The sequence below is a fragment of the Tardiphaga sp. genome (genome assembly GCF_028290495.1).
In the GTDB taxonomy this organism is placed as follows: domain Bacteria; phylum Pseudomonadota; class Alphaproteobacteria; order Rhizobiales; family Xanthobacteraceae; genus Tardiphaga.
Genome location: NZ_JAQGJT010000024.1, coordinates 39,127 through 65,657, shown reverse-complemented (window position 1 = coordinate 65,657; position 26,531 = coordinate 39,127). Strand labels below are relative to the sequence as shown.

The 26,531-nt window shown below is 63.0% G+C and carries 32 protein-coding genes; 19 read left to right on the top strand and 13 right to left on the bottom strand.

Annotation, left to right across the window (positions count from 1 at the left end):
- The 3 genes from JWQ24_RS04450 to JWQ24_RS04440 form a co-directional block, all read left to right on the top strand.
- On the top strand, positions 1 to 769 hold a 769-nt coding region (locus tag JWQ24_RS04450; protein WP_299804863.1), incomplete at its 5' end, for an LLM class flavin-dependent oxidoreductase.
- Positions 769 to 1,710: an ABC transporter substrate-binding protein gene (locus JWQ24_RS04445; protein WP_299804861.1), complete on the top strand. Its 942-nt coding sequence runs from the start codon at positions 769 to 771 to the stop codon at positions 1,708 to 1,710. The genes JWQ24_RS04450 and JWQ24_RS04445, both read left to right, overlap by 1 nt.
- Positions 1,711 to 1,938: 228 nt before the next feature.
- Positions 1,939 to 2,979, top strand: a complete 1,041-nt coding sequence (locus tag JWQ24_RS04440) for an aliphatic amidase (protein WP_299804858.1) — start codon at positions 1,939 to 1,941, stop codon at positions 2,977 to 2,979.
- Here JWQ24_RS04440 and JWQ24_RS04435 read toward each other — a convergent pair.
- Positions 2,966 to 3,391: an aminotransferase class I/II-fold pyridoxal phosphate-dependent enzyme gene (locus JWQ24_RS04435; protein ID WP_299804856.1), complete on the bottom strand. Its 426-nt coding sequence runs from the start codon at positions 3,389 to 3,391 to the stop codon at positions 2,966 to 2,968. The two genes, JWQ24_RS04440 and JWQ24_RS04435, sit on opposite strands and share 14 nt — an antisense overlap.
- The gene (locus JWQ24_RS04430; protein ID WP_299804855.1) at positions 3,315 to 4,334 is read right to left on the bottom strand and encodes a PLP-dependent aminotransferase family protein; all 1,020 of its coding nucleotides are present in this window, start codon (positions 4,332 to 4,334) and stop codon (positions 3,315 to 3,317) included. The genes JWQ24_RS04435 and JWQ24_RS04430 overlap by 77 nt, the downstream gene beginning before the upstream one ends.
- Before the next feature lie 172 nt (positions 4,335 to 4,506).
- Between JWQ24_RS04430 and JWQ24_RS04425 the strand changes: the two genes are divergently transcribed.
- Together JWQ24_RS04425 and JWQ24_RS04420 are read left to right on the top strand one after the other, a co-directional pair.
- A complete protein-coding gene (locus JWQ24_RS04425; RefSeq protein ID WP_299804853.1) occupies positions 4,507 to 5,790 on the top strand; it encodes a hydroxymethylglutaryl-CoA reductase, degradative in 1,284 nt (427 codons plus the stop codon).
- 53 nt (positions 5,791 to 5,843) lie between these two features.
- Positions 5,844 to 7,064, top strand: a complete 1,221-nt coding sequence (locus tag JWQ24_RS04420; protein WP_299804851.1) for an ABC transporter substrate-binding protein — start codon at positions 5,844 to 5,846, stop codon at positions 7,062 to 7,064.
- 78 nt (positions 7,065 to 7,142) lie between these two features.
- On the opposite strand, the gene JWQ24_RS04415 is transcribed toward JWQ24_RS04420, so the two are convergent.
- Genes JWQ24_RS04415 through pxpB form a run of 3 tightly spaced genes read right to left on the bottom strand, consistent with a single transcriptional unit; the run spans position 7,143 to position 9,696 of the window.
- A complete protein-coding gene (locus JWQ24_RS04415) occupies positions 7,143 to 7,898 on the bottom strand; it encodes a 5-oxoprolinase subunit PxpA (RefSeq protein ID WP_299804848.1) in 756 nt (251 codons plus the stop codon).
- A 29-nt stretch (positions 7,899 to 7,927) separates the two neighbouring features.
- Complete coding sequence (locus JWQ24_RS04410) at positions 7,928 to 8,971, bottom strand: biotin-dependent carboxyltransferase family protein (protein WP_299804846.1); 1,044 nt, start codon at positions 8,969 to 8,971, stop codon at positions 7,928 to 7,930.
- Positions 8,968 to 9,696, bottom strand: coding sequence for a 5-oxoprolinase subunit PxpB (gene pxpB / locus JWQ24_RS04405; protein ID WP_299804844.1), 729 nt, complete (start codon positions 9,694 to 9,696; stop codon positions 8,968 to 8,970). The genes JWQ24_RS04410 and pxpB overlap by 4 nt, the downstream gene beginning before the upstream one ends.
- Before the next feature lie 226 nt (positions 9,697 to 9,922).
- Between pxpB and JWQ24_RS04400 the strand changes: the two genes are divergently transcribed.
- Complete coding sequence (locus JWQ24_RS04400) at positions 9,923 to 10,621, top strand: ribonuclease activity regulator RraA (protein WP_299804841.1); 699 nt, start codon at positions 9,923 to 9,925, stop codon at positions 10,619 to 10,621.
- Positions 10,622 to 10,623: 2 nt separating this feature from the next.
- Complete coding sequence (locus JWQ24_RS04395) at positions 10,624 to 11,031, top strand: cupin domain-containing protein (protein ID WP_299804838.1); 408 nt, start codon at positions 10,624 to 10,626, stop codon at positions 11,029 to 11,031.
- 19 nt (positions 11,032 to 11,050) lie between these two features.
- Here JWQ24_RS04395 and JWQ24_RS04390 read toward each other — a convergent pair whose 3' ends face one another.
- Both JWQ24_RS04390 and JWQ24_RS04385 read right to left on the bottom strand, forming a co-directional pair.
- On the bottom strand, positions 11,051 to 11,488 hold the full coding sequence (locus JWQ24_RS04390) for a hypothetical protein (protein ID WP_299804836.1): 438 nt from the start codon (positions 11,486 to 11,488) through the stop codon (positions 11,051 to 11,053).
- Positions 11,489 to 11,756: 268 nt separating this feature from the next.
- Positions 11,757 to 12,746, bottom strand: coding sequence for a hydroxyacid dehydrogenase (locus tag JWQ24_RS04385; protein ID WP_299804833.1), 990 nt, complete (start codon positions 12,744 to 12,746; stop codon positions 11,757 to 11,759).
- A gap of 189 nt (positions 12,747 to 12,935) precedes the next feature.
- On the opposite strand from JWQ24_RS04385, the gene JWQ24_RS04380 reads away from it, so the two are divergent.
- From JWQ24_RS04380 to JWQ24_RS04370, 3 genes are all read left to right on the top strand, one after another.
- Complete coding sequence (locus JWQ24_RS04380; protein WP_299804830.1) at positions 12,936 to 13,658, top strand: Spy/CpxP family protein refolding chaperone; 723 nt, start codon at positions 12,936 to 12,938, stop codon at positions 13,656 to 13,658.
- Positions 13,659 to 13,724: 66 nt separating this feature from the next.
- The gene (locus JWQ24_RS04375) at positions 13,725 to 13,919 is read left to right on the top strand and encodes a hypothetical protein (RefSeq protein WP_299804827.1); all 195 of its coding nucleotides are present in this window, start codon (positions 13,725 to 13,727) and stop codon (positions 13,917 to 13,919) included.
- A gap of 124 nt (positions 13,920 to 14,043) precedes the next feature.
- Positions 14,044 to 14,298 (top strand): hypothetical protein, encoded by a 255-nt coding sequence (locus tag JWQ24_RS04370; protein WP_299804825.1) that lies wholly within the window; start codon positions 14,044 to 14,046, stop codon positions 14,296 to 14,298.
- Positions 14,299 to 14,329: 31 nt separating this feature from the next.
- Here the strand turns inward: JWQ24_RS04370 and JWQ24_RS04365 are convergent, their stop codons facing one another.
- Positions 14,330 to 15,184: a LysR family transcriptional regulator gene (locus JWQ24_RS04365; protein WP_299804823.1), complete on the bottom strand. Its 855-nt coding sequence runs from the start codon at positions 15,182 to 15,184 to the stop codon at positions 14,330 to 14,332.
- Between the two features lie 558 nt (positions 15,185 to 15,742).
- Positions 15,743 to 15,931, bottom strand: a complete 189-nt coding sequence (locus JWQ24_RS04360) for a hypothetical protein (protein WP_299804820.1) — start codon at positions 15,929 to 15,931, stop codon at positions 15,743 to 15,745.
- A 198-nt stretch (positions 15,932 to 16,129) separates the two neighbouring features.
- On the opposite strand from JWQ24_RS04360, the gene JWQ24_RS04355 reads away from it, so the two are divergent.
- Positions 16,130 to 16,357 carry a hypothetical protein gene (locus JWQ24_RS04355; protein ID WP_299804817.1) on the top strand — a complete coding sequence of 76 codons (228 nt, stop codon included), beginning with the start codon at positions 16,130 to 16,132 and terminating at the stop codon, positions 16,355 to 16,357.
- Positions 16,358 to 16,424: 67 nt separating this feature from the next.
- On the opposite strand, the gene JWQ24_RS04350 is transcribed toward JWQ24_RS04355, so the two are convergent.
- Positions 16,425 to 17,231: an outer membrane protein gene (locus tag JWQ24_RS04350; protein WP_299804815.1), complete on the bottom strand. Its 807-nt coding sequence runs from the start codon at positions 17,229 to 17,231 to the stop codon at positions 16,425 to 16,427.
- Between the two features lie 170 nt (positions 17,232 to 17,401).
- Entirely contained in the window at positions 17,402 to 17,647 is a 246-nt protein-coding gene (locus JWQ24_RS04345) for a hypothetical protein (protein WP_299804813.1), read from the bottom strand.
- A 292-nt stretch (positions 17,648 to 17,939) separates the two neighbouring features.
- On the opposite strand from JWQ24_RS04345, the gene JWQ24_RS04340 reads away from it, so the two are divergent.
- Together JWQ24_RS04340 and JWQ24_RS04335 are read left to right on the top strand one after the other, a co-directional pair.
- Positions 17,940 to 18,230 (top strand): ribbon-helix-helix domain-containing protein, encoded by a 291-nt coding sequence (locus tag JWQ24_RS04340; RefSeq protein WP_299804812.1) that lies wholly within the window; start codon positions 17,940 to 17,942, stop codon positions 18,228 to 18,230.
- Between the two features lie 286 nt (positions 18,231 to 18,516).
- On the top strand, positions 18,517 to 18,831 hold the full coding sequence (locus JWQ24_RS04335; protein ID WP_299804810.1) for a hypothetical protein: 315 nt from the start codon (positions 18,517 to 18,519) through the stop codon (positions 18,829 to 18,831).
- Here the strand turns inward: JWQ24_RS04335 and JWQ24_RS04330 are convergent.
- Both JWQ24_RS04330 and JWQ24_RS04325 read right to left on the bottom strand, forming a co-directional pair.
- Positions 18,828 to 19,085: a hypothetical protein gene (locus JWQ24_RS04330; RefSeq protein WP_299804808.1), complete on the bottom strand. Its 258-nt coding sequence runs from the start codon at positions 19,083 to 19,085 to the stop codon at positions 18,828 to 18,830. The genes JWQ24_RS04335 and JWQ24_RS04330 overlap by 4 nt on opposite strands.
- Positions 19,086 to 19,248: 163 nt before the next feature.
- Positions 19,249 to 20,628, bottom strand: a complete 1,380-nt coding sequence (locus JWQ24_RS04325) for an LLM class flavin-dependent oxidoreductase (protein WP_299804806.1) — start codon at positions 20,626 to 20,628, stop codon at positions 19,249 to 19,251.
- A gap of 492 nt (positions 20,629 to 21,120) precedes the next feature.
- Between JWQ24_RS04325 and JWQ24_RS04320 the strand changes: the two genes are divergently transcribed.
- The 6 genes from JWQ24_RS04320 to JWQ24_RS04295 are packed head-to-tail and all read left to right on the top strand — an operon-like array spanning position 21,121 to position 26,141.
- Positions 21,121 to 22,341 carry an ABC transporter substrate-binding protein gene (locus JWQ24_RS04320; protein ID WP_299804804.1) on the top strand — a complete coding sequence of 407 codons (1,221 nt, stop codon included), beginning with the start codon at positions 21,121 to 21,123 and terminating at the stop codon, positions 22,339 to 22,341.
- Positions 22,342 to 22,345: 4 nt separating this feature from the next.
- Positions 22,346 to 23,104: an ABC transporter ATP-binding protein gene (locus JWQ24_RS04315; RefSeq protein WP_299804802.1), complete on the top strand. Its 759-nt coding sequence runs from the start codon at positions 22,346 to 22,348 to the stop codon at positions 23,102 to 23,104.
- Positions 23,105 to 23,127: 23 nt separating this feature from the next.
- On the top strand, positions 23,128 to 23,829 hold the full coding sequence (locus JWQ24_RS04310) for an ABC transporter ATP-binding protein (protein WP_299804799.1): 702 nt from the start codon (positions 23,128 to 23,130) through the stop codon (positions 23,827 to 23,829).
- Positions 23,829 to 24,689 (top strand): branched-chain amino acid ABC transporter permease, encoded by an 861-nt coding sequence (locus JWQ24_RS04305; protein ID WP_299804796.1) that lies wholly within the window; start codon positions 23,829 to 23,831, stop codon positions 24,687 to 24,689. Before JWQ24_RS04310 ends, JWQ24_RS04305 begins: the two co-directional genes overlap by 1 nt.
- Positions 24,686 to 25,603 carry a branched-chain amino acid ABC transporter permease gene (locus JWQ24_RS04300; protein WP_299804793.1) on the top strand — a complete coding sequence of 306 codons (918 nt, stop codon included), beginning with the start codon at positions 24,686 to 24,688 and terminating at the stop codon, positions 25,601 to 25,603. Before JWQ24_RS04305 ends, JWQ24_RS04300 begins: the two co-directional genes overlap by 4 nt.
- A 13-nt stretch (positions 25,604 to 25,616) precedes the next feature.
- Positions 25,617 to 26,141, top strand: a complete 525-nt coding sequence (locus JWQ24_RS04295; RefSeq protein WP_299804790.1) for a carboxymuconolactone decarboxylase family protein — start codon at positions 25,617 to 25,619, stop codon at positions 26,139 to 26,141.
- Positions 26,142 to 26,531 lie beyond the last annotated feature (390 nt).

Below are 26,531 nucleotides of genomic sequence, written 5' to 3'. Positions count from 1 at the left end.
CGCCACGGAACTCCGACAGGACGGCAATACCATCGACGACAAGGACGAGCGCTACGCCCGTACCGACGACTGGCTTGACGTGATCAAGGCGGAATGGAGCAGCGACAAGCCGTTCAATTACGCTGGCAAATATTATCAGGTCGAGAACGGCTTCTCGCAGATCAAGCCGTATCATCCCGAAGGCATTCCGATCTTCGTCGGCGGCGCGTCGGATGCGGCAATCGAGGTCGCCGGCAAGCATGCCGATACCTTTGCGCTGTGGGGTGAATCCTACGCGCAGGTCCGCGACGTCACCGCACGGGTGCGTGCAGCGGCCGCAAAGCATGGCCGGCCGACGCCGCGCTTCAGCCTGTCGGTACGCCCCATTATCGCTGAGACGGAGGAGAAGGCCTGGGCCAAGGCGGAGGATATTCTCGCCCGCGCCACCGCGTTGCAGGACAAGACCGGATACCGCAAACCGGCCGATGGCCATGCCACCGCCGGCGCGCGGCGGCTGCTGGCACTGGCCGAGCAGGGCACCCGCATCGACAAGCGGCTGTGGACCGAGATGGCCGCGCTTACCGGCGCCAACAGCAACACCACGGCATTGGTCGGCACGCCCGAACAGGTCGCCGAAGTGTTCGGCGATTACTACGATCTCGGCGTCAGCCATTTCCTCATTCGCGGCTTCGATCCCTTGATCGACGCCATCGATTACGGCCGCGATCTCATTCCGCGCACGCGCGAGCTTATCGCGCAGCGCAGCGTTACCAAGGAAGTAGCAGCATAATGAAACGTCTTGTCATCGCGGTGGCGTTGCTCGCGGCCACTCTGTCATCCGTTCACGCCGAAACCACGCTGATCGTCGGCGACCAGAAGGGCAATGCGCGTGCCGTCATGGAGGCCGCCGGCGTGCTCAAGGATCTGCCCTACAAGATCGAGTGGAAGGAATTCGCGGCGGCGGCCCCCTTGCTGGAAGCATTGGGCGCGGGCGCCATCGAGGCCGGCCTGGTCGGTGACGCGCCGTTCACCTTTGCCGCTGCCGCCAACGTACCGGTTAAGGCGATCGGCGCAATCCGCCAGACCGGGGACGGTCTCGCTTTGCTGGTGCCGAAGGACTCGACCGTCAAGAGTTTCGACGAATTGAAAGGCAAGAAGATCGCCACTGGCCGCGGCTCGATCGGGCATCAGCTCGTTCTCGCCGCGCTGGAGTCGAGAGGCTGGACGCCGGCCGACATCCAGCTGGTGTTCCTCGCCCCCGCCGACGCCAAGGTTGCCTATAGCCGCGGCTCGGTCGATGCGTGGTCTACCTGGGAACCCTATGTCAGCCAGGAAGAAGTGCTGTTCGGGTCGCGCCCTGTGCTGACCGCGGATGGCCTGACGTCGGGGCTCAGTTTCGTCGTGGCGACGCCGAATGCGATCCGCGACAAGCACGCCGAACTGGAAGATTATCTGCGCCGCCTCACCGCTGCGCGCGCCTGGGCGCTGAACAACGCCGACAGCTATGCGCAGACCTGGGGAAAGCTGATGAACGTGGCGCCGTCGGTGCCGCTGAACTGGCTGCAACGCTCAAAGGTTCGCATCGCGCCGATCGACGACGGTGTGGCCGCCGATGAGCAGAAGACCATCGACCTCTATCTGCGCGCCGGGTTGATCAAGCAGAAGCTGGATGCGCAAACGCTGGTTGATCGTTCGTTCAACGACGCGATCGGCAAGGGCGCGGGGCTGTAGTTGTCTGTCATTCCGGGGGCGCGCGCAGCGCGAGCTGCGAGCGAACCCGGAATCCGGAAGTGGTTGAACATCTCGGGGTTCCGTGTCTGGCCTCCAGCCGGCCAGCCCGACTGAGGTCCATCCCGGAATGGCGTCTGACCTCATGCCCATGTTTCCCCATCCGTAAATCCACGTATGGCCCGGCTGCTGTCGTCGGCTCAGGATCACCCGATAACGGAGATCCCAGCGATGCACCACGGCGATATTTCATCCAGCAAGGACACGGTCGGCGTCGCCGTCGTCAACTACAAGATGCCGCGGCTGCATACCAAGGCCGAAGTGCTGGCCAACGCGCAAAAAATCGCCGACATGATCGTCGGCATGAAGTCCGGGCTGCCCGGCATGGATCTTGTGATCTTTCCGGAATATTCCACGCAAGGCATCATGTACGACTCCAAGGAGATGTACGAGACCGCCTCGATGGTCCCCGGCGACGAGACCGATATTTTTGCCGCGGCCTGCCGCAAGGCCAAGGTGTGGGGCGTGTTCTCGCTGACCGGCGAGCAGCATGAGCAGCATCCGCACAAGGCGCCGTACAACACGCTGATCCTGATGAACGATCAGGGCGAGATCGTGCAGAAATATCGCAAGATCATGCCGTGGGTGCCGATCGAAGGCTGGTATCCCGGCAACTGCACCTATGTCTCGGAAGGGCCAAAGGGTCTCAAGATATCGCTGATCATCTGCGATGACGGCAACTACCCCGAAATCTGGCGTGACTGCGCCATGAAGGGCGCCGAGCTGATCGTGCGCTGCCAGGGCTACATGTATCCCGCCAAGGACCAGCAGGTCCTGATGGCCAAGGCGATGGCCTGGGCCAACAACGTCTATGTCGCCGTCGCCAATGCCTCGGGCTTCGACGGCGTCTATTCGTATTTCGGACATTCGGCGATCATCGGCTTCGACGGCCGCACGCTTGGCGAATGCGGCGAGGAGGATTACGGCATCCAGTATGCTGCCCTGTCGAAATCGCTGATCCGCGACGCGCGCCGCACGGGGCAATCGGAAAATCATCTCTTCAAGCTGCTGCACCGCGGCTACACCGGCACCATCAATTCCGGCGAAAGCAACCGCGGCGTCAGCGGCTGTCCGTTCGATTTCTATTCGACCTGGGTCACCGATCCCGAAAAGGCGCGCGAGAACGTCGAGGCGTTCACGCGCACCACGGTCGGCGTCGAGGAATGCCCGATCGAGGGCCTGCCGCATGAGGGCATGCTCAACGATCGCTGACGACCGGCGGCTCGCAATGTTCGGCGATGAAATCCCGGAAGCGGGGATCGCCGACATGGGCAATGTTGATGCGCATCGCGGGCGGTGCGGGCTGCGCGTCGGGATTGAAGGCAGACCCTGGCGCCAGCAGGATGCTGCGCTCCGCCGCGATGCGTGACAGTTGCGTGTCGTTGATATGGCCGGGCAATTCGCACCACATGTAGAAGCCGCCGCGCGGCTGCCCGAATGGCGGCAGACCGATCCGCTGCAGCGTGTCATTGGCCTCGCGGGTGGCGGCGTCAATGCGCCCGGTCAGCCGCTTGAGATGGCCGCGGTAGCGTCCGCTGGTGATCAGGTCATAGATGATCTGTTCGACATAGCCGGAGCTGTTGGCGCGGGTGATCATCTTGAGGTCGGCGAGTTGACCGATCACATCGAGATTGCCTGCGATGTATCCGGAGCGCAGGCTGGCTGGCCGACAAGGTCTTGGCAAAGGTCCCGACATAGATCACGCGGTCGAGCTGATCGAGCGCGGCCAACCGCGGCATGGCGTTCGGCAGCACGTCGGCAAACGGATCGGAATCCACGATCCGAAGACCGAGCTCGCTTGCCGTCCTCAACACGCGATAGGCGACCGGCAAAGTGATCGAGCAGCCGGTCGGATTTTGCGCCAGCGATTGCGTGAAGAAGATCTTGGCGCCGGTGGCAGCCGCCTTGGCGGCCAGATCGTCCGGGTCGGGACCATCTATAGTCCTGCGGACGCCGATAAGCCGGGCCTTGGCCAGCCGCAGCTTGCCGAACAACGGATAGTAGCCGGGATTGTCGACCAGCACGGCGTCGCCGGGTTCAACAAACTGTCGTACAATCATGTCGAGCGCATCATTGGCGCCTTGCGTCAACAACACCTGTGTCGGCCGGGCAGCAATCGATCGCTCGGTAAGGAAGCCGGCGATGCGCTCGCGCAGGGCCAGCAGGCCGTAGGGGCTGCCATAGCTTTCAGGCAAGGTGCGCTGGCCCGGCCGGCTGACCGGCCGCAGGTTGGCGACTTCCGTGCCCTCCATCCACGCAGAAGGCGAACGGCCGTCGCCGACGCGGACCTCGTAGCGCTTTTCAAGTTGTTCGCGTAGCAGCCAGACGCTGTCGACGGCTTCGATCCGCGCCGGCTCGGGAGTGTCCATACGCCCGGAGCGATGCTGCGAGACATAGAAGCCGGAGCCGGGCCGGCTTTCGATCCGGCCGGATGCCACCAGACGTTCATAGGCGTCCACAATGGTGTTCTTCGAGGCCGCGAAGGTGTCTGATGCGTTGCGGATCGAGGGCAGGCGCTCGCCCGGCCGGATCAAGCCCCGTTCGATCCGGGAAATGACCTCGTCCACAATGGTTTCGACGCGTGAGCGGGCGCTCCTCAGGTCAGGCTTCTCAACTGTACCCATTGTACCAATGGTACGCACCTTCCCGAAATTCTGCAAAGCGTTCCTTGCGGCGTACCCCGATCGCCATACAGTTTGCGCAACGAGGCCCTTGAGAAGCCGCGATCCGGAGACGCCCATGACGCCCCCCCAACACGGCCACAACCGCAGTTCGCGGATCGCTGGCTTTCACCGCAAATCACCGCAGGAGCGCCGCGAACTCGTCGCCGCCTTTGCCGGCCTCGATGACGAGACCACGCGGCATCTTGCCGACATGGGCAACCTTCCGGCGCCGCTGGCCGACAAGATGATCGAAAACGTCATCGCCACGATGAATATCCCGATCGGCGTGGCCACCAACATGAAGATCGACGGCGAGGACGTGCTGGTGCCGATGGCAACGGAGGAGTCCTCGGTCGTCGCCGCCGTATGCAACGCCGCGCGCCAGACCTACGAGGAAGGTTTTACGACTTCGGTTTCGGGCACGCTGATGATCGCGCAGGTGCAGGCGGTCGATGTTCCCGATCCCTACGCCGCGCGGCTGCGGTTGCTGGAGCGACGCGACGAGATCAAGTCGATCTGCGATGCCTGCGACCCGCTGCTGGTCAGGCTCGGCGGCGGCTTTCGCGATGTCGAGGTGCGCATTCTCGATACGCTGGGCGGCACGATGGTGATCACCCATCTTATCGTTGATACCAGGGACGCGATGGGCGCCAACGCCGTCAATACGATGGCGGAGAAGATCGCGCCGCATATCGCCGGCTGGACCGGCGGCCGCGTATTCCTTCGCATCCTGTCCAATCTCGCGGATCGCCGGCTGGCGCGTGCCCACGCGGTGTGGAAGCTCGACGCCATCGGTGGCGCCAGCGTGCGCGACGGAATCATCAGTGCCTATCAGTTTGCGGCGGCCGATCCGTACCGCGCCGCCACGCACAACAAGGGCATCATGAACGGCATCAGCGCCGTCGTGCTGGCCACCGGCAACGACAGCCGCGCCGTCGAGGCGGGTGCGCATGCCTATGCGGCGCGCGATGGACGCTACACCAGCCTGACGCGCTATGAGATCAACGGCAATGGCGACCTCAGCGGTTCGATCGAACTGCCTCTGGCGGTCGGCTTGATCGGCGGCGCGACCAAGATCCATCCGACGGCGCAAGCATGTCTCAAAATTCTCGGCGTGACGACCGCCGAGCGTCTGGCACGGATCATTGCGGCAGTGGGTCTCGCGCAGAATTTCTCGGCTTTGAAAGCGCTCGCGACCGTCGGCATCCAGTCCGGCCACATGGCGCTGCATGCGCAGAATATCGCGATCATGGCTGGCGCTGTCGGCGACGAGGTGGAAGCCGTCGCCCAAGTGCTAGTCGAGCAGAAGACCGTCCGCATCGACGTCGCTCAGGAGGTTCTGGGCAGGATGCGGGGATAGCGGCAAGACATCACAAGCAAAAAACAGAAAACATAAAATCGGAGGAGACACCAATGAACAGAATGAAAGTGCTGCTGCTCGCGGGGACCGCGATAGCGCTGGCGACACTCAATACGGCTCAGGCAGAGATACCGAACAAGTCGATCAAGGTCGGGGTGCTGACCGATCTCAGCGGCTTTGCCGCCGACTCGACCGGACCGGGTTCGGTCGTCGCGGCCAAGCTCGCCATCGAGGATTTCAAGGCGGAGAAGCCCGGCCTCAACGTCGAACTGATTCAGGCGGATCACCAGAACAAGGCCGACATCGGTGCCGCGCTGGCCAAGCGCTGGGTCGAAGTCGACAAGGTCGATGTCATCCTCGACGTGCCGTTCTCGTCAGTAGCGCTCGCAGTGCAGGAAGTGGTGCGCGGAACCAAGACGGCGTTTGTCGCGTCCGGCCCGGGTACCTCGCTGCTGACCGGCGAGAAGTGCTCGCCCAACACCGTGCACTGGACCTACGACACCTGGGCGCTCGCGCACGGCACCGCGCTCGCGCTGCTGCGGGCCAAGAAGGATACCTGGTTCTTTCTGACCGCCGACTATGCGTTCGGCCATGCGCTTGAGAAGGACGCCGTCGATGTGATTAAGGCGGAGAACGGCAAGGTCCTCGGAACGGTCCGGCATCCCACCGGCACCTCGGATTTTTCCTCCTTCCTGCTGCAAGCGCAGTCCAGCAAGGCGAAGATCGTGGCGCTGGCCAATGCGGTCGGCGACACCGTCAATTCGGTCAAGCAGGCGTCGGAGTTCGGCCTGCAGGCCGGCGGGCAGGAGCTGGCGGCGCTTCTGATGCAGCTCAGCGACGTGAATGCGATCGGGCTGAAGGATGCCAAGGGCCTCTATCTGACCGAGGGCTTCTACTGGGACACCAATGAGGGTACGCGGAAGTTCGCCGATCGCTTCGCCGCGCAGACCAGCGGTCGACGGCCGACCGCCAATCAGGCGGGCGTCTACGCCGGAACGCTGCATTACCTGCGCGCGGCTGCCGCCGCCGATACGACGGACGGGCAGGCGGTCGTTGTCAAGATGAAGGAGTTGCCGTCGAAGGATCCGTTGTTCGGTGACGGCAAGGTCCGCATCGACGGTCGCCACATCCACAACATGTACCTGTTCCAGGTGAAGACACCGGAAGAGTCCAAGGGCCCGTGGGACTTCTACAAGCTGATCGAGACCATTCCTGCGGCGGAGGCATTCCGACCGATCGAGCAGGGCAACTGCGCGATGGCGATGAAGAAGTAACGATCGAAGACATGACCTCTCCCCGCAAGTCGGGGAGAGGTCAGCGCTACGCGCGATTCAAACCACGTGAATCATACTCTAGAATGGCTTCACGTCGATGCCGGCGACCTTCAGGGCGTCGCGGACGTGACGTCCGAGCTCGACGGCGCCGGGCGTGTCGCCGTGAATACAGACCGTGTCCATCTTCATCTTGATGACCTTGCCAGTGATCGAGGTGACCGCGCCGTCCTGCACCATCTTCACCACGCGGTCGGCCACCATCACCGGATCGTGCAGCACGGCGCCGGGCTTCTTGCGCGAGACCAGGTTGCCGTTGTCTTCATAAGCGCGGTCGGCGAACACTTCGTGCGCCAGCGGCAGCCCGGCGGCTTCGCCCGCGGTGACGAGTTTTGAATTCGCCAGCACCACGAAGATCAAGTTGCGATCGACGCCCCTGATGCCAGCGGCGATGGCGCGCGCGGTCATGTCGTCCTCGCAGGCGACGTTGGAGATCGCGCCGTGCGCCTTCACATGGGTGACCTTGTAGCCTTCCATCGCGGCAATCGATTGCAGCGCGCCGATCTGGTAGGCGATCAGATTTTCGATCTCCAGCGCGGTCAGGCCGACGATCGGTCGGCGGCCAAAACCGTGCAGGTCGCGGTAGCCGGGATGCGCGCCGATCCGGACGTTGCGCGCCTTGGCGAGTTGAACGGTCTTGCGCATCACGTCGGCGTCCCCTGCGTGATAGCCGCAGGCGATGTTGACCGAGCTCGCCAGCTCGATCATGGCGGCGTCATTGCCCATCTCCCACATGCCGAAGCTTTCGCCGAGATCGCAGTTCAGATCGATGTTCATGGTCGTACTCTTCGGTAGGTGAAGTTGAACTAGTCTTGTGCCGCCGGGGTTTCCGCCTGCCAGGTCCAGGCATCCATCGCGCTGACGGCGACGCCTGCGACGTTGGCGGATTGCAGCGCTTTGATATCGAGCATCAGCGTGTTGGCGTCGTGGACGCGGCCCGGCAGGCTTTGCAGCAGTTCGGCCATCGCGCGGTATTCCGCTTGCGCCTGCGCCATCGTGACCGCCTTGAAGCGGAAGCCGCGGCCGGGTTGGGTCTGGCCAAAACGGCCGAGGTCGCTCGATATCACCGTGGCGATCTTCGGATAGCCGCCGGATGTGCCCCGGTCCGGCATCAGCACGATCGGCGCGCCGTTGCCGGGCACCTGGATCGAGCCATTGACGGTGCCGTCGGAGACGATGTTGTGGCCGTGCAGGTGTTTGATCACGGGGCCTTCGAGACGATAGCCCATGCGGTCCGACATAGCCGAGATCTTCCACTCGCTGTTCAGGAACAGCTCCGTGGCGTCGCCAAACTCGTCGTCCTGCGGGCCCATCACCACGCGGATCGGGCCATCGGACAAAGCGGGCAGGTCGATGCGCTTTTCGTTGGCGCTGCTGGCGGTTGCGAGTTGCAACTCGTCGCCGGGCTGCAGCGCGCGCGGATAGGGGCTGCCGAGTCCGGCACGGGCGTTGACCGCTAGACTGCCGAACATCGGCTCGCCGGATACGCCGCCTTCGATCGCCAAATAGCCGAAGGTGCCTGAACGGGCGACGCCAAGCATCAGGCTCTCGCCGTCGGCAATGGTCACCGAGGTATTCAGGGCCAGCGGCGCGCCGCCGACATCGGCCGGCCGCGTCGCGCCGGTCAGCGCCACGCGCACTGCGCCGTCGCGTGCGGTGAATACGGTGTTCAACGGTCCGAGCTCGATGGTGGCGGCGAACAGCGCATTGCCGACAAGCGCGTTGGCCGCGGCGAGCGCCAGCCGATCCACCGCGCCGGATGGCACCAGCCCGTAGCGCTGCGCGCCGAACCGGCCGGCGTCCTGAACGGAGGTGCCGGGACTGACCGAGGTGACGACAAGCTTGCTCATGAAATCAACTCGGCAACGAATTCGCCGGCGTCCGCGGCGCGGTCCTGTTCGGCGAAGGTCTTCTGGTCGACCGCGACAAAGCTGATGGCGTCACCGGGCTCGAGCAGGAAGATCGGATCGCGGCCGAGCTGATAGGTGCGCACGGCGGTGCGGCCGAGCAGATGCCAGCCGCTGGGGCCGGCGAGGCACTGCACGCCGGTCTGGATGCCACCGATCGAGATGGTCCCGGGCGGCGTCAGCAGCCGCGGATTCTGCCGCCGTGAGATTTCCATCGAGGAGGGCAGGCCCGAAAGATAGGACCAGCCCGGGGTGAAGCCGATCATGGCCACGCGGTAGTCACCGCCGACATGGCGCGCCACCACTTCGTCCGGAGTGATGTCGAGCGTCTTGGCGACGTCCTCAAGGTCGATGCCATTCTCGCCGCCATAGGCAACGGGAATGCGCCAGCGCCGCGTCGCGGCCGCCTCGGGCAGCGGCTTCAACGACAGCGCGGTCAGTTGATCGCCGAGCGCTTCAAAGCCGATCTGCAGCGGATCGTAATGCACCAGCAGCGAGCGATAGGTCGGTACCGTCTCGGTGACGCCGGGCAGCGCCTGGTCGGCCACCAGCAGGTCCAGCGCCAGCACGCGACGGTTCGCTTCCGCGTCGATGGTGCGGCTGAATTCGACGGTGATGGCGGCGTCGCCACTGGGCAGAATGCGGGGCGGGGAAAGAGCTGCGACCATGGCCTCACAACATCGATGTCGGGTGTTTACGCATAGCGCGTTTTCCCGGCCAGTGGAATTCGCAATCCGCGAATATGCGAGCCAGTTCAATTAATTAATGCGCATCACGGCGATAAGCAGGATTGATCGTCGCAACCCGTGTTCAGGACGTCGCAGGCCTTGACGCCATCGCTTTCCGCCGCAAGATGCGCCCGCTTGTCATCCTCTCTCACCTGAAGAGCCCCTGATGTCCCTGAGCCCCGAAGCCATCGCCACGCTGTCAAAAGTCTCGACCGCGACCATCACCACGGTTTTGCTGAAGAAGGGCCTGCGTAACGTCTGGCTGCGCGGCGCCAAGCCGCTGCGCCCCGGCCAGCCGCGTTTGGTCGGCGCGGCCTTCACGCTGCGTTTCGTGCCGGCGCGCGAAGATCTCGCGACGCCGGAATCGTGGTCGTCGCCGATCTCGACCCGCACCGCCATTGAAGCCATGCCGGAAGGCTGCATCGCCGTGGTCGATGCGATGGGTATCGTCGACGCCGGCATCTTCGGCGACATCCTGTGCGCGCGGATGCAGAAGCGTGGCGTCACGGCTTTGATCACCGATGGCGCGGTGCGCGATCTCGAAGGCGTGCTCGGCACCAACCTGCCGGTGTGGTGCGCGGGCTATGCCGCGCCGCCGTCGGTCGCCGGTCTCACCTTTGTCGGCTGGGGCGAGCCGATCGGCTGCGGCGGCGTCGCGATCTTCCCGGATGACGTCATCGTCGCTGATCAGGATGGCGCCGTGGTGATCCCGAAGGCATTCCTCGACCTGATCCTCGCCGAGGGCGCGGAGCAGGAACGCATGGAGGCGTGGATCGTTGAGGAGGTCAACAACGGCGCAACGCTCCCGGGCCTTTATCCGATGAACGCCGAGACCAAGGCGCGCTACGCGGCGTCGAAGGAGTAACCATGAAGATCCATCCGGCCAACTCGCGTCCAACCATCCGCGCGCCGCAGGACTACTTCACCGGCACCGTGTGGCAGGATCCGATCATCGCCACCGAAGCGCCGGCGCGGATTGCGGCGACGCGGGTGACGTTCGAGCCCGGCGCGCGCACCGCCTGGCACAACCATCCGCTGGGTCAGACGCTGTACGTGGTCTCCGGCGTCGGCCGGGTGCAGACCGAAGGCGGGCCGATCCTCGAGATCAAGCCCGGCGACACCGTATGGATTCCGCCGGGTGAGAAGCACTGGCACGGTGCCGCGCCGGATCATGCGATGGCCCATATCGCGATGCAGGAAGCGCTCGACGGCAGCTTCGCCACCTGGCTGGAAAAGGTCAGCGACGCGGACTATGGCGGCCCGGTCGGCGGCTGAGACTGGCGGTACGAAACCTTCAGCTCTCGTCGTCCGCGGCGCTGTCATAGTCGGGGACGCGTTTGCTGAAGGTCATCTCGTTTTTCAAGGCGTCAAAGCGGCGGCGGGCGCCGACTTCGCGGCTATCGATGAAGCCGATTACCTCACGGCGCGGCATCGGACCCAGCGCCAACGGCCGCGAATGCGGGCCGATGGTTTCATCGACGAAGAACAGGCCATCCGTGTCCCGCCTTGCCGTCCAGCGAAAGCGGATGGCATCGAGCGGGCCGGGGCCGAGCCTGCTGTAGGTATCGATATCGATTTCGGGAGGCGACGGTTCGGGGACAGACGCGGGCGATTCCACCTCGTGATGCGGGGCCGGCGTCAGTTCTGCCTTGCTGTCTGGCTTCTCGGTTGAATGATCGAGAATGCTCGCAATCGCCGCAAGCGCATGATCGGTCGGATCATTTTGAGTCAACTATTCATCCCCCAACAACAGTCTGTCGTCGTTCTATCCAACAAAGACTTTTAAGTCGGCGTGAGGTTCCCTTTTTAATAACGCCTGTGGCTGTTTTTAGGCACAAATCGACGGAATTCGATTTTTCCAGCGGTGTTCGCATTCAAGTTGTGCTGCAACGCGAAACAGCAAAGCCTCGTTGCCAAAAGCTGCGGTGAACATCATACCCGAGGTAGGGCATCGCCGGCGCGGACGGGCCGCGCCAGCGATGCATGGCCGTCGTCGAGTGTCAGTCGAGTACGTCGGCATTGACGGCGTTCTGCCGGATCGGTTCGCCGTCGAGCACGCTCAGCATGTTGCGCGCGGTCTGCAAGCCCATGCGGTCGAGCGCCTCACGGGTGACGCCTGCGACGTGCGGGGCGATGATCACATTGGGCAGCTCGAACAATTTGTGGCCGGCCGGCGGCGGCTCCTGTTCGAACACGTCGAGGCCGGCGCCCGCGAGCTTTTTGGCGACCAGTGCGTCGTACAATGCGGACTCCACCACGATGCCGCCGCGCGCGGTGTTGATGAGATAGGCCGACGGCTTCATCCGGGCGATGCGGGCGGCGTCGAACAGGCCGGCGGTGTCCCGCGTCTTCGGGCAGTGCAGCGTCACAAAATCGGCGTGGGGCAGGGCTGCATCGAGATCGCTGACCGGTTCGCACCCGGCTTCCCGGATGGCCTCGGCGGAAACGTAGGGGTCATAGACCTGCACGGTCATTTCCATCGCCAGGCAGCGCTTGGCGGTGCGGGTGCCGATGCGGCCGAAGCCGACCACGAGCACCGTCTTGCCGAACAGGTCGAACGGCAGCAACGCGAACCGCGAAGCCCATTGTCCGTCCTTCACCAACGCGTGCAGTTCGACGGCGCGCTTGGCCAGTGTCAGCATCATGAACAGCGCCTGTTCGGCGACCGAGGGCGAATTGGCGGTGCCCGCGATCATCAGCGGCACCTTGCGGCGGCTGAGCGCTTCGACGTCAACTGCATCATAGCCGACGCCGATCCGCGCCACGACTTTCATGTCGCCGGAGGCCTCCAGTTGCGCCTCGCCGAACCCTGTCGCCCCGAGCGCCACGCCATGCACCGGCGCCTGCTGCTGCAGCAGCGCCACAAAATCGGCGGTGGAAATCAGGTTGGGAAATTCGATCGTTTCGATATCGCCGCGCTCGTCAAACAACGCCCGGCCCTGCGGCGACAACGATGCGGTGATCAGCAGTTTCTTCTTGTTGGTCGTCATCTTATTCCGTCCCGTGTTTGCTTTTGAGCGTCTTGCCGTGCCGGCCGCGCCCGGCGTTTCTAACAGGCGGGTGCAGCCCGGGTCCACCTTCCGGGTGCGACGTGTCGGCGATGGACTCTGCATATTTGGAGACGATACTGTTGGCGCAGTTGATGGCCAGTGCACTGCGATAGCGATGGAGGCATTCGAATGACCCGTCCGATATGGCCGATGCGCATGCGCGCCGGATGGCATCTTGCGCTGGGCTTCGGCGCCATCGTCCTGCTGGCCAACTCCGCCGCCGTGCGGGCGCAGGGTCTGGTGCAGGGCGTGCAGCAGGGCGCCGCGCAGGGCAACAAGGCGGCCGGTCCGATAGGCGGCGTGCTGGGTGGTGCGATCGGCGGTGTTGTCGGCGTGGTCGGTGGCGTGCTCGGCGTGCCCGCCAACAATAATACTGCGCCGGCCCCGGCGCAGGCCGGATCGCAGCCGCCCAAGGGAGCCAGGGAAACCAAGGCTGCGCGCAGCGCCCGCCTCAAAAAACCCAGGCAGGAAGTCGCATCGGTTGTCGCGCCGGAATTGACGGCGGAGCAGGTGGTCGCCAACAGCGACGCCAACATTGCCCGGATCAAGACGTCGCTGAACCTGACGCCCGAACAGGAGAAGAACTGGACCGGCTTCAACAGCGCGATGCACTACCTCGGCAATAACGGCGCTGATCGCCTCAAGCTGCGCATCGCCCGCGCGAAACGCGATCCGCCGGACGATATCATCGAGCAAATGCGCAACGAGGCCCAGTTCCTCAACGATCGCGCCGTCGACCAGCGCAACGTCGCGGATGCAGCCGAGCCGCTGTTTGCCAGTCTCGATGCCGGGCAGAAGACGCTGTTTATTGAAGAGATGGTGCGGTTGAGCCGCGAGCGCGGCCTCGACTAAGTCCTCCGGATCGTTATGGAACGTATTGGGGGCGGTTGCGTTTTTCCTCCGACAATGGAGGTTGGCATGACCGACAAGTTCGATCCCGCGCCGCACGACAAGCACGCTGTCAGCACAAAGGAAGCTTTGAAGGCCGACGCCAGAAAACACTCCGAGCTGAAGTCCGGGCTGGAAGATTCATTTCCGGCGTCCGATCCCGTCAGCGCCACTCAGCCGGCCAAATCAAAGCCGGACGGTGATCGCGAGAAACAGAAGCAGTGATCGACGGATCGTGCGCATTTTTCAAGTGATGCGCCGCCATGCTGCACCGCTCTCGGCCGTAAACTTTTATTAACCACGCCGTCCCAGAATGATTGTCAGATGCGGCGAACGATGGAGAACTCCGTTGGCGACGATGATCTCAAATGGTGACTTTGAACTGCCTGCGGACATCAGGCCTTCGCGCGGCGACATTTTCACCATCCATGCCACGCGGGACGACCAGAGCCTGGTCACGCACCGGATCATCCCCGACGTCGCTGTTGCGCAAGCGCGGATGTTGAACGACGCCGGCTGGCGGGTTCGTATTTCCGGCCTTGGCGGTCGTCAGTTCGCCCCTTCCGAATTCCACCAGTTGTTGACTTTCGACCGCATCGGCTGACTGGAGTCGCCGCTGCGGTGCCGCGATCGCGTTAGATCAGGAGGGTCTGCGGCGCCTGGAAGAACTGCGTCGAAATATCGTTGAGCAGCTTCGCGCTCTGGCCGTTGTCGAGGTTCGAGCGCGCGCAGAGCAGGGCCTTGATCGGCGGCAACTGCGGTAAATAATGTTCCTGCGCCCAAACCAGCGTCGGCGGAATCATGCGGCGCGGAATCGCGGCGATGCCGATGCCGGCTTCGATGGCGGCAAGCTTGGCATGGTAGTCGGGGCTGTTGAACACGATCTTGTAGGCGAGGCCCTTCCGCGTCAGAGTGCGGACCATCAGATCGTCGCCGGGCCATGTCAGGATCGGGATCGGTGCCCCCGGGTTGACCACGAAGTCGCTCGACCGCACCCAGACGAATTCTTCGTCGATTTCGTTGACGATCAGGTGCGAGATTTCGCTGGTCAGCTCGGGATTCTCCAGGATGTAGGCGATGTCGATGTAGCCATCGACCAGACCCTTGGTGATGCCCACCGATGTGTCGGTGTGGATCACCACATCCGAAAGACTCGCGGCGTTCTGGTGGCCGAGAAAATCGCGCACGAACAGGGTGCTCAATCCCAGTCGCACCGGCCGCGGCAGATGCGCCGCGCCGCCCATGCATAACATCTGGTCGTTAGCCTCGATGATGCGCCGGGCCTGGTGCAGCACCTGCCTGCCGAGCTGTGTCGCAGTAGCCCCCTCGGCGGTACGGGTAAACAGCGCCCCGCCGACCATGGCCTGGATGCGCTTGATCTGCGAACTCACGGCGGGCTGGCTCAGCCCAAGCTTCTCTGCCGCCTTGGTCATGCTCCCGGTTTCCGAGATGGTAAGCACGGTGCGGACGATCTCGATCGGAATATTCAATGGCTGGTATCGCCTGTGCATCATCAAATTCCGAATCAAGGAAACTTGGATCAACTTATCGAGATTGACGTTAATCAATGCGGTTCCGCAACCGCAACCGTATGATGTTGCTGAATTGACCCGCAATATACCAGCGTCGTATTTATTACGGGGCGATTTCGTTGTATAATCCGGTTGGTAGCATGGTGCAGGGTACTGCCCCCTGTCGCAATATACGGGTCTGCTGACACCGCTCTCGATTGCCTATTTTACAAGACTTTTTTCGTTCGCAACCTTTTGCGCAAGCCCGCCGCTCATTACGGTACGCCTTGGTTCGGAGATTGTATATGGTAGCCGGATACGGACAATTCGTGAACGATAATGTTCGTACCGAACATCTGAAATGTTCGCACTGCAGGACGCGGGTTCATCTCACCAAGATCGACACCGAGGCGGACGGCACCGAAGTGCGAAGCTTCGCGTGCCAACATTGCAACGCCGTCTCCAAACTCCGGCTGCACTCGTCTGACGCCGACGCGGCGGAAGCGGCTTCAGTACGCGACCTCGGCAATCGCTGATCTACAGCCGGTCAACGCGCAGGAAGAAGGCCCAGATCAGCGAGAGCACCGCCCCGATCAAAAGCCAGGACGGGTGGCCGCAGAAGACGTCGCCATGGCGGCATAATTGCACCGCCCATCCCGTCGTGTTGACGCTGGCGGCATAAAACATCGCGGCGGCGAAAGCCAGTATGGCGGCAATGAAGAACATCGGCAGCCCCCGATCAAACTCCGTGGACAGTACTGCGAACTCTTGAAACGTCGGTGAATCCGATCGTGTAAAGCAGGGGCTTTCTGCGCATTTGGGACGCTCGTTTTATCGTGCTACCGCCGCAATCTCAGTTCAATGTTTGTTAACCGTGAGTCGCAGACACTCCCACGGGTGAGATGGATGCGTGGAGATTCCGACGTGGCGAAGTATGAGACGACCGACTACGCGCAGATGCGGCGCTGCCGGATGGCCCATCTTCACGGCCGAATGGTCGACGAACATTTCAAGCGCGAGGACGCCGAAGGCGTGTACGTTTCAGGCTACATCCAGATGGTGAGTCCCGATCTGACCTGCTGGCCGCTGCGCTGGACCATCACCGTCGAGCAGAAGCTGGCCGAAATGCCGGCGCTGGCGCTGGTGGACTGAGCCACGCAACCGCACACTCAATAAAAAGCCCCCGCGTGCGGGGGCTTTTTATTGAGTGTGCGAAATTTCAGTATCGCGCGACCGGGGCGCCGCCGAAGTGATAGTTCAGTCCGCCGCGCACGGTGTTGGTCTTGAGATCGATGTCGTGGGCGATCATGCCGGTCGTTGCCGTCGGGCCGGCAAGGACAGGGCCCGCAACCGACTGCTTGCCGAAATCCGAGTACAGATATTCGACCTTGGCCGACCAGTTCTTGGTGAACGCATGCTCGATGCCGGCGCCGACGGTCCAGCCCGCAGTGATCTTGGAGAGGCCGGCCGTTTCGGTCTGACCGGTCGAGTCGCTGAAACCGTTGCTGCTCTTCAATTCGGTCAGCGCGAGGCCGCCGGTGATGTAGAACAGCGAGCGATCGACGGCATAGCCGACGCGTGGACGCAGCGTCACCAGCCAGTCGGTGGTCACCGAATTGCTCGTGTTGAACGTGCTGATGCCGATGGGAAACGCAGCGGTGACGTTGCGGGTCTGCTTCAGCCCGAGGTAATTGGCATCGGCTTCGACGCCGAACAGCCAGCGGTCGACTTGATGGTTATAGCCGATCTGTCCACCACCGGTGAAACCGTCCGAATCGAGGCCGGGCGAAGCTGCCGTGATGGCCTGCCGGTTGGCGATCGGCGTGGTGCCGTTGACGAAGGCGTTCGAGGTCTCGGAGCGGCCCCAGACGCCGCCGGCGTTGCCGCCGACATACCAGCCGCCCCAGTTGTAGCTCGCAGCCTGCGCGTCGGGCGCCTTGGTCCAGGCGCGCGCCGGCATATCGGCAGCTGCGGCGGAAGCCGCGCCCGATACTGCAAGGGCCGCGGCGAGAACCAGGAATTTCATTGGAAGGCCTTTCGCGCCCACGGGGGATGGACGAACACGCCTTCTTAGCGGGATGGCCGGAAGATGGCTGTCACCGCAAGGCCACAGCATGTTCCCGATTGCCCGATTCCCACGTCAAAAGCCCCGATTGCGCAGGCAACCGGGGCTTTTACTTAATGAATTGAATAGATTCAGAAGCTGCAGACATTGACCCAGCGGACGCGCTGGCCGCGGCGGGTCTCGACCACGCGGCGCTGCATGCAGTCGTCCGAGAGGCCATTCACATAGAGGGTCGGGCCGTAGTAACCGACGCCGAAGCTGCCGTGCCAGCCGTGATGATTCCAGCCGATGCCGTGAGCGGAAGCTATGCCGGGCGCGAGGGCTGCCGCGCCGAGCGAGGCGGCGGCAATCAGTCCGATCGTGAGTTTGCGAACCATGGTCGTTCTCCGTTGGGTTGGCGCGGTGCGCCGTGCTGTGTCCCTGGCCATCTGTCGCGACCTCTCGGGGGCTCGTTCAACGGCGACGTGGCGAATCGTGTTTCCGGAATGTTTCGCGGGCAGGACGCCATCACCGTATTCATGGGTGCTATGGTAGCGATGTTTGCGAGCATTGCTGCGTTGCCACAACTTTCCTCGACTTTGCTGCACTGCGAAGTTATAGGCTCTCCAGCCATTAGATGATTTGAAAATTGCCGGAGTGTTGCGCTCCTGCTGAGACAAAGTTGGAGCCATGCCCGAATTTGAAGAACGGTCGATCCGGCCGCAGAAAACCTGTGAGTCGTCAGTTGCGAAGCGTTCCGTTGTCGTCGACAACCACAAGACCAGCGTCAGCATCGAAGACGAATTCTGGACGAGCCTGAAGGATATCGCCGCGTCGCGAAAGCAAACGCTTTCGGAATTGCTGTCCGAGATCGACGGCAGCCGAACGCGCGGCAATCTGTCCTCTGCGATTCGCCTGTTCGTACTGGCGCACTACAAGAAGCTCGAATCCGATCGGCAACAGCCCGTTCCGTTGAGCTAACACAGCACTACACTTTAGTCGCGGCAGATCCGTGAATCCAAGGATATGCGGACCATCGGCGGACGCGGCGCGAGCCGCGCCCGCTGCTGCAAGAGCCGCGGCGAGAATGCGGATCTCATCACAAGCCGCTCGCGTTCGTGCGATATCAACAATCGCCCGCGGAACTTCTGCTGACGGAAAAACGGCTGCACGCTAGAGGCGTTTGATCTTCAAATGCATCCCGGGGTGAGCCGTGTATCTGATGACGCCCGAAGATTTCGAGCCCTAGGTCGACCGCGCGGTGCGCGTGGCCACCGTTCCTGAGCTGGTCGAACTGACCCTGGTCCGGCTGCAGCGCAAACCGTTGTTCGTCGGCGCCGAGCGCGAACCCTTCAGCCTGTTCTTCGAGTCGTCAGAAGAAGTTTATCTGCTCGATGCCAGCCGTCAGCGTGGTCGAGGTCACCGCCTGCGTGGTGGGCGGCCGAGGCTCGGTGCCGTTCTGAAGCGCGGCACATTCGAGGCGCGGCAAGTCCGCCTGATCGTTTCGGGAAGCAGGCTGCGCTTCGCCCCTGCCGTCACGGTGTCCGAATACGGCGGCGCGGTCGGACCGTTTGGGATCTAGAAAAATCCCGGACTGAGATCGAGGCCATATGCCGCCAACAGAACCGACACGAACAGACCGGCCAGGCAAAACCAGACGACGTGTATCAGCGGGCTTTGCCGAGCCGCTGCCCGCTTTTGATAGCGTTCAGAAACAATCGACATGATCGCGTCTCCACGTTGAGCCCCGCCAATGGGTGCGGCCAGCTGTCGCAAAGGTTCAACGCCGGTGACGGCAGGTGCTTCTCGCGAAACTGCGGTCAACGCAGCGATCAAGCGTGATCTTCGACCCGATGGCCGCCAGCGCAACTTGGGTGGTGAGCGGGGTGATGACGATCACGCCCGGCGAGGCGCCGCCGGGCACGCAGAGGTATCCTGGCGGCAGGAGTTCCGGATTGTGCGACGACAGCGGTCGCGCGTTGCGGCCAGTGGCCGCAAACTAAGCGATGGATGCGCGTCGAAACTGCGCGCCCGTGTGCGTCGCCTTTAGCATCGCGCCTTGGCCCGGGAACAACTTCTCGCGAAGGGTGCCTTGGCTATATTCTGTCTTGTAGAGGCCCCGCGATTGCAGCTCGGGCACGACCAGATTGACGAATGCCTCGAGCGATTCCGGCGCGACCAGACGGACGAGATTGAAGCCATCGATGTCGGTCTGTTCCGCCCAATCGGCGAGTTCGTCGGCCACGTCCTGGGGTGAACCGATCACGAAAGGCGCCCTTGCTCCGGTCTGGCTGAGGCTGGCGAGATCGCCGATCCGGACAGGCTGTTCACTCCGCAATGTCAGATTTTCGACCATCGACTGGATCGCGTTGCTCTCGACATATTGCAACGCCTGGTCGGGGTCGTAGGTGGAGAAATCGATGCCGGTCCAGCCCGAGAGCAGGGCGAGTTGTCCGCTCTGATCGACATGACGGCTGTATTCGGCATGGAGATCATTCGCCTCCGCTCGCGTGGTTGCAACGATCACATTCAGGCCGGCGAACAGCTTGATGTCGTGGGGGGTTCGACCAAAGTCCTTCGCCAGATTCCGGATCTCACGCACAGCCTCGGCGAGGATCGGTTTGGTCTGGCCATTGAGGAAAACGGCTTCGGCATGCTTTGCCGCAAACGCGCGTCCCCGCTTCGATGCTCCAGCCTGATACAATAGCGGCGTCCGTTGCGGCGACGGCTCCGACAGATGAATGCCATCGACGCGATAATGCGGACCATCATGGTGAATGGCATGCACTTTCGTGGGATCGGTAAACATGCCGGTGGCGCGATCCCGGCGAACCGCGTCGTGCTCCCAGCTGCCCTCCCACAATTTGTACGACGCTGTGAGAAAGTCCTCGGCGACGTCGTAGCGGTCATCATGTGCGCGGTTGGCCGCAAAGCCCATGCCGCGCGCGCCGCTCTCGAGATAACCCGTGACGATATTCCAGCCGATACGCCCGCGGGTCAGATGATCCAGCGTCGAGAAGCGGCGCGCGAACTGGTAGGGATGCTCAAGCGAGAGATTGGAGGTGATGCCGAAGCCGAGATGCTGCGTCACCAGCGCCATCGCCGACACAAGCAGCGTGGGATCGGCATTGGGCAGTTGAACGCCGTGGTTCACTGCAGTGTCCGGACTGTCGCCGAAGACGTCATAGACACCGAACACGTCAGCCAGGAAGATGCCGTCGAACAGACCGCGCTCCGCGATCCGTGCGTAGTCCACCCAGTAATCCAGACTGTTGTAGTTGATGGAGGCGTCGCGTGGATGCGACCAAAGCCCCGCCCAGTTGTGGCTGGGCGCGGTCATGTTGAAGGCGTTGAAGCGAAGCTGTCGGCGAGCGGGCATGGTGATCCTGGTCGGGAAGGCGAGGTGCGGGTGGTCGGTCCAAAAGCCGCTTTAGCAAAGTCGGCCGTCAAATCCAGCCGGAATAGATCCTCCGGTTCTGTTCGGAAGACGGTTCTTCCCGGCACATGATTGGAGGGAAGAATTTCTCTTCTCGGTCATGCAGCCCTGTTCTCGACGCGGTGGGCGTTCAGCAAAGCTGCCTCGTCGAAACTGGTGCCGAGATTGGCAGAGGCGGCACTGATCTCCGGCGTTGTTTGCCGCGGCGAGGAAGACATCCCGCCTGTCCGGGTGGCGAAGCGGGGTGGGCACTCTCTCAGGGTGCAAGAATAAAAATCCCCGGCTGTTGTAGAAGGCAGCGCCTCCAAGGTTTGATCAGGTGATAAACGAGTTTAAACTTGCTTCTTTTGTTACTGCATTGACATGTATGTCATCTCTGCTTCAGGGACAGTCATCTGTTCCGTCGGCTCGCCCGTACGCACTTTGGAGATGACCGTGTTTTCCTCGTATCTGTCTCGCCGTTCGCTGTTTGCTTCGTCCGTTGCGTTGGCAGCCTGCCTCGCATCGCCAGCGATGGTCGCCGCCCAGCAGGCTCCGGTTCGCATCGGATTGCTGGCGCCGTTGACGGGGACCGGCGGGCCCTACGGCAAGGAAGAAGAGCAGGCCGCGCGCGCCGCAGTGAAGGTTATCAACCAGGCCGGCGGCGTTCTTGGCCGCCCCCTCGAATTGATCGTGGCGGATGACGAGACCCAGCCGACGGCCGGCGTTGCCGCCGTGCGTAAGCTGATCGATATCGACAAGGTGGTCTCCGTCGGTGGTGTGTGGAGCAGCGCCGTGGCGCTCGCGGTCAAGCCGATAGCGCTGGAGAAGGGCGTCCTTCTCAGCGTCGTTGGTTCTGCCGATGAAATCACTGACGGCGAAAACCGCAATCTGGTCTGGCGCTTCCAGACCAACGGTCGCAGCTGGGGCGTCGCCTTCGCCAAGGCGATGAGCCGCGACGGCGTGAAGACGGCCTCCATTCTCGTGCTGCAGACCCCGTTCACCCAGAGCACCCTTCAGCCGTTCCGCAAGAGCTTCACGGATGCCGGCGGCAAGGTGCTGGACGAGGTCAGCTTCAATGCCGGTCAGCCGTCCTACCGTGTCGAAGTGGAGCGTATCTTCGCCAAGAAGCCCGAGGCCGTGTTCGTGGCCGCCTATATCAACGAGCTAAGCGCGATTGCCAAAGAGGCGTTCCGGTCGGGTTACGACAGCAAGATCTATGCTTTCGGTAATGCCGCCGGCAGCAACGGCCAGTTCGTCAAGAATGTCGGCGCCGAAGTCGCCGAAGACGTGCACCATACCCAGCAGGTGCCGGTGGCCAAATCCGCCGCCTACAGCCGCTATCTGAAAGAGATCGACAAGCCGGAAGGCACGATCATGACGTTCGGCGCGCAGGTGTTCGACCAGATCGTTCTGACAGCGCTCGCCATCGAGAAAGCCAAGAGCACCGATGCCACACGGTTCGGCAGCGAGTTTCCTGCTCTTGTGAATGCCGATGCACCGTCGATCGGCGATCCGGCAGAGGCCTTGAAGGCGTTGCGCGAAGGCAAGCCGTTCCGTTACTCGGGAGCTGCTTCGGATTTCCGCTTTGCGCCGAACGGCGACCAGACCAACCTGACTTACGGGCACTTCGTGATCAAGGCCGGCGAAAGCAAGCTGGTTGGCGAGATTCGCTGAGACGATGCTTGAAGCCGACGACGTTAGTGTCATCTACGAAGGCGGCTTCAAGGCCTTGAACGTCGCATCCGTGCGGCTGGCGGCTGGCGCCGTTACGGGGCTGATCGGCCCAAATGGCGCTGGCAAGTCCACTCTTTTCGGCGTGCTGGCCGGCGCTGTGCGGCCCGTCGCGGGCGAGGTGCGGCTCGCCGGTGAAACGGTGACGCGGCATGGCCCGGCGTGGCGGGCCCGACGCGGACTGGCGCGCACCTTTCAGCTGTCGCGTGAACTATCCAGCCTCACAGTTCTTGAGAACGTCCTCGTGGCGCAGCCCGACATGCGTGGGGAAAGCGTGCTGTCGCTGGTCTGGAGCCGCCGCGCCGTACGGGACCAGGAGGCCGCCGCGATCGAGAAAGCCCGCGCGCTGCTGCACCGCGTCGATCTCTGGAAGCTTGCAGATGCGCCGGCCGGCACGCTTTCGGGCGGACAGAAGAAGCTCCTGGAAATCTGCCGCGCGCTGATGCTCGATCCGCGCATCGTGCTGATGGATGAGCCCAGCGCAGGCGTGAACCCGACGCGCATCGGCGAGATCGTGGAATTCGTTCAAACGTTGCGGCGGGAGGGCACCACCTTCGGACTGGTAGAGCACAATATGAGCATGGTCCGTTTGCTTTGCGATCACATCTACGTTCTGGCGGAAGGACGGGTGCTCACCGAAGGCCGCTTCGACGAGGTGATAGCCAATACGCAGGTGGCTTCGGCCTATCTGGGGGCGCAGTCATAACAACGCTCGCAACAGGATTGGAAATGCGCGACGTGGTGGCCGGCTATGGCGGCCACGCGATCTTGCATGGCGTGAGCCTCTCGGTGCGTGCAGGCGAGACGCTGGTCGTGGTCGGCCCCAATGGCTCCGGCAAATCGACCCTGATGAAAACGGCGGTCGGTCTGCTGCGGCCATATTCCGGCAGCGTTCTGCTGGGGCAGGCGGATGTAACGGCGTTGGGGGCGCCCGCGCGTGCGTCGCGCGGCCTTGCCTACGTGCCGCAGGAATCCAACATTTTTCGCAACATGACGGTGCAGGAGAATCTGCAGGTCGGTCATGAGTTCGTGAACCGTTCCGGCTCGGCTTTCGCCGCGCGGCTGGAAGCTGTGCTCGACCTGTTTCCGGAAATCCGCAGCAAATTGCGCGACACGGCAGGACATCTCAGCGGCGGGCAGCGGCAGATGGTAGCGATGGCCGCAGCATTGATGCCCGAGCCGTCCGTGCTGGCGCTGGATGAGCCCTCGGCCGGGTTGTCGCCGCGCAATGCCGAGATGCTGTTCGAGGTGATCGGACGCGTCGCCGCCTCCGGCGTCACGCTGCTGATCGTGGAGCAAAATACGCGCCTCGGCCTCGGCGCTGCCGATCACGGCGTCGTTCTGGTGAACGGCCGTATCCGCCTTGCTGCGCCGGCTGCCGAAGTGCTCGCCGATCCCGACATCCGTCGCCTCTATCTCGGAGGCGCGTGATGGCACAGCTTCTTGTCAACGGCATCGTGGCGGGTCTGCTGCTGGCGCTACCGGCGCTCGCGCTGTCGCTCACCTTCAGCGTGTTGCGCTTCGCCAATTATGCCATCGGCTCCTATCTCTCCTGCGGCGCTTTTCTCGTTTATGTCGGCAACGTCATGCTCGGCCTGCCACTGTGGCTGGCGGCCATTGCCGGCGCGATTCTGTTTGCCGTCCTCGCGGTTGCCATCGACTGGCTGGCCTTCCGACCGTTGCGCAATCGCTCGGGTGTGACGCTGCTGGTCGCCTCGATGGGCGTGGCGATTGCGCTGGAGAACGTGATCCGCTTTTTTGCCGGCAATTCGCCGCGGGCCTACAATGTAGCGGTCGCCCGGCCGATGCGTTTTGGCGAGATCCGTCTGAATCATGAACAGCTCACCATTCTCATGACGGTCATTACCGCGCTTGTCGTGGTGTGGGTGGTATTTCGTTTTACCCGCCTTGGGCGGATGATGCGCGCCGTGGCCGACAATCCGGATCTGGCGGCGGTGCGCGGCATCTCGCGGTCGCGCGTCGTCGCTTATGTGTGGCTGATCTCGGGAACGCTGACGGCTTTGTCCGGCGTTCTCGTCGGGCTGGACGCCAACGTCGAGCCGCAGATGGGATGGACCTATCTGCTGCCTGTCTTCACCGCCGCCATTCTGGGCGGTATCGCCAACCCGATGGCGGCCGTGGCCGGCGCACTCACTCTGGGCATCGCCGAAGAACTGGCGACGCTGGTGATGCCCGTGCATTACCGGATGGTTGTGACGTTCCTCGTCATGGTCGTTCTGCTGCTGGTGCGGCCCTGGGGTCTGTTCGGAACGCGGTGGGTCAGCAAATGATGGTCTATCTCGTCGCTACCCTGACGGTCGTTGCCATCGCGGCGCTGGCCGGTCTGGCGCTCAACCTGCAATGGGGGATGGGCGGGCTGGTCAATTTCGGCCTGTTCGGCTTTTACATGCTGGGCGCCTATATCGCTGGTTTATTGGCGGTGCAGGGCCTGCCACCGCTGATCGCGCTCGGCATGGCGATGCTCGGCGTGGCGACGCTCAGCGCCGTCAGCGCGCTGATCTCCGTTCGGCTGTCGGAGGATTATCTGGCGATCGTCACGCTCGGCTTCGCTGAATGTCTGCGTCTTGTCATCAGCTACGAGGCCTGGCTCACGCACGGCATGTTGGGCGTGGCCGGCATCGAGCGGCCGTTCCAGTCCTGGTGGCCGCGCGGCTGGGCCGACACCGGTTTCCTCCTGCTGGCGCTGCTGGCTGTGCTGATCGTCTATGCCGTCTTGCAGGCGCTTGCCCGCTCGCCGTTCGGGCGTCTGGTTCGCGCGACGCGGGACGACCCCGGCGTCATCGAGGCGCTCGGCAAATCCGTGCTGGGCGTCCGCGTGCGGGTGTTTGCGATCGGCGGCGCCATCCTCGGTCTGGCGGGCAGCCTGCACGCCTTCTATTACAGTTATATCGATCCCACGCAGTTCGGCCCGATCATCACCGCCTATGCCTTCATGGCCGTAGTGGTGGGCGGGCGCGGCAGCAATCGGGGCGTGGTTGCCAGCGCCTTCACGCTGATCTTTCTGCTGGAGGGCAGCCGCTTTCTGATCGATCTCGTCCCCGGCCTCGGCGCATCCGAACTCGCCGCCATTCGCTTGTTCCTGGTCGGCGCAGGGCTGGTGGCGCTGCTGATTTTCAAGCCGGACGGCTTCGGCCGCGAGCCCCGCTCTGTGCTCGCCGACAAGACGTCCTCGCATTTCCAATAACCGGAGTTTCAGCATGGCCCGCGTCGCGCTGCGCACACGTGATCAACTCCCCGAGCACCTCAGGGCGCTCTGGGATCGCATGACCAGCTATGGCCCGTTCGAGGGGCAGGCCGCCGCGATGGCGAACCGTCTGCCGATCTTCGAACATATGTGGCGGTTGCTGACCCAGCTTGCCGACGAGGGCGTGCTGCCGAAGCGCTATCTTGAACTGGCGATCGTCGCCGTCTCGCTCGTCAACCAGTGTGAATTCTGCGTCGCGCAGCACACGCCCAAGCTCGCGGTCGAAGGCATCACGCCGGAAGGCGCTGCACAATTGCTCGCTTGGGAAAAGCACCCCGAGCTTACCGAGATCGACCGGCTCGTCGTCGAATACGCGATCGCGGTGACCAGCAACTGGCACCGCATCCGCGACGCCATGTTCGAGCGGCTGCGCGCGCATTTCAACGATGCGCAGATTGTCGAGCTGACCTGGCGGATCGCGCTGTGCGGCGCGTTTAATCGCTTCAATGACGTCCTGCAGGTCGAGATCGATATCTAGCAGGCGACCATTCGCCGCCACGGTCTATCGAGCGGCTGCAATGGCCGCCGAACGGGAATTGGCCGTCAACAGGCCTCGTTCGACGCGCTCACCGTGCAAGTGTTCAAGCTCGAGGTACAAGACCTCCCGGTACACTTCCGATGCGGGGCGCTTCGTATAGTGCGCAGCATCCGCTACGCGCTCGCGTAAATGGGTCGGGACGGGGAAAAGGGATCAACGGGTCGCGACCTGTCGCGGGACGGCCAATCTTGCGTTTGGTGTTTTCGGTCATACCGGCCCAGCCGCATCACCATGCCCGGGCTTCTCTTTTCTATTTAAGTAGAGACTGGCAAAGAAAAACCGGCCGGTTAGGGCGGGTAGGACGCTGCAGAGGAACAAAGCGGGCCGCCA

Excerpts from the sequence above, each read along its gene's own strand:
- JWQ24_RS04375 (WP_299804827.1), top strand. The coding sequence starts at position 13,725 with ATGACCGACAAGTTCGATCCCGCGCCGCACGACAAGCACGCTGTCAGC.
- JWQ24_RS04420 (WP_299804851.1), top strand. The coding sequence starts at position 5,844 with ATGAACAGAATGAAAGTGCTGCTGCTCGCGGGGACCGCGATAGCGCTG.
- JWQ24_RS04445 (WP_299804861.1), top strand. The coding sequence starts at position 769 with ATGAAACGTCTTGTCATCGCGGTGGCGTTGCTCGCGGCCACTCTGTCA.
- JWQ24_RS04360 (WP_299804820.1), bottom strand. The coding sequence starts at position 15,931 with ATGTTCTTCATTGCCGCCATACTGGCTTTCGCCGCCGCGATGTTTTAT.
- JWQ24_RS04325 (WP_299804806.1), bottom strand. The coding sequence starts at position 20,628 with ATGCCCGCTCGCCGACAGCTTCGCTTCAACGCCTTCAACATGACCGCG.
- pxpB (WP_299804844.1), bottom strand. The coding sequence starts at position 9,696 with ATGGTCGCAGCTCTTTCCCCGCCCCGCATTCTGCCCAGTGGCGACGCC.
- JWQ24_RS04415 (WP_299804848.1), bottom strand. The coding sequence starts at position 7,898 with ATGAACATCGATCTGAACTGCGATCTCGGCGAAAGCTTCGGCATGTGG.
- JWQ24_RS04440 (WP_299804858.1), top strand. The coding sequence starts at position 1,939 with ATGCACCACGGCGATATTTCATCCAGCAAGGACACGGTCGGCGTCGCC.
- JWQ24_RS04300 (WP_299804793.1), top strand. The coding sequence starts at position 24,686 with ATGATGGTCTATCTCGTCGCTACCCTGACGGTCGTTGCCATCGCGGCG.
- JWQ24_RS04315 (WP_299804802.1), top strand. The coding sequence starts at position 22,346 with ATGCTTGAAGCCGACGACGTTAGTGTCATCTACGAAGGCGGCTTCAAG.
- JWQ24_RS04295 (WP_299804790.1), top strand. The coding sequence starts at position 25,617 with ATGGCCCGCGTCGCGCTGCGCACACGTGATCAACTCCCCGAGCACCTC.
- JWQ24_RS04310 (WP_299804799.1), top strand. The coding sequence starts at position 23,128 with ATGCGCGACGTGGTGGCCGGCTATGGCGGCCACGCGATCTTGCATGGC.
- JWQ24_RS04385 (WP_299804833.1), bottom strand. The coding sequence starts at position 12,746 with ATGACGACCAACAAGAAGAAACTGCTGATCACCGCATCGTTGTCGCCG.
- JWQ24_RS04410 (WP_299804846.1), bottom strand. The coding sequence starts at position 8,971 with ATGAGCAAGCTTGTCGTCACCTCGGTCAGTCCCGGCACCTCCGTTCAG.
- JWQ24_RS04400 (WP_299804841.1), top strand. The coding sequence starts at position 9,923 with ATGTCCCTGAGCCCCGAAGCCATCGCCACGCTGTCAAAAGTCTCGACC.
- JWQ24_RS04350 (WP_299804815.1), bottom strand. The coding sequence starts at position 17,231 with ATGAAATTCCTGGTTCTCGCCGCGGCCCTTGCAGTATCGGGCGCGGCT.
- JWQ24_RS04305 (WP_299804796.1), top strand. The coding sequence starts at position 23,829 with ATGGCACAGCTTCTTGTCAACGGCATCGTGGCGGGTCTGCTGCTGGCG.
- JWQ24_RS04395 (WP_299804838.1), top strand. The coding sequence starts at position 10,624 with ATGAAGATCCATCCGGCCAACTCGCGTCCAACCATCCGCGCGCCGCAG.
- JWQ24_RS04340 (WP_299804812.1), top strand. The coding sequence starts at position 17,940 with ATGCCCGAATTTGAAGAACGGTCGATCCGGCCGCAGAAAACCTGTGAG.
- JWQ24_RS04425 (WP_299804853.1), top strand. The coding sequence starts at position 4,507 with ATGACGCCCCCCCAACACGGCCACAACCGCAGTTCGCGGATCGCTGGC.
- JWQ24_RS04345 (WP_299804813.1), bottom strand. The coding sequence starts at position 17,647 with ATGGTTCGCAAACTCACGATCGGACTGATTGCCGCCGCCTCGCTCGGC.
- JWQ24_RS04380 (WP_299804830.1), top strand. The coding sequence starts at position 12,936 with ATGACCCGTCCGATATGGCCGATGCGCATGCGCGCCGGATGGCATCTT.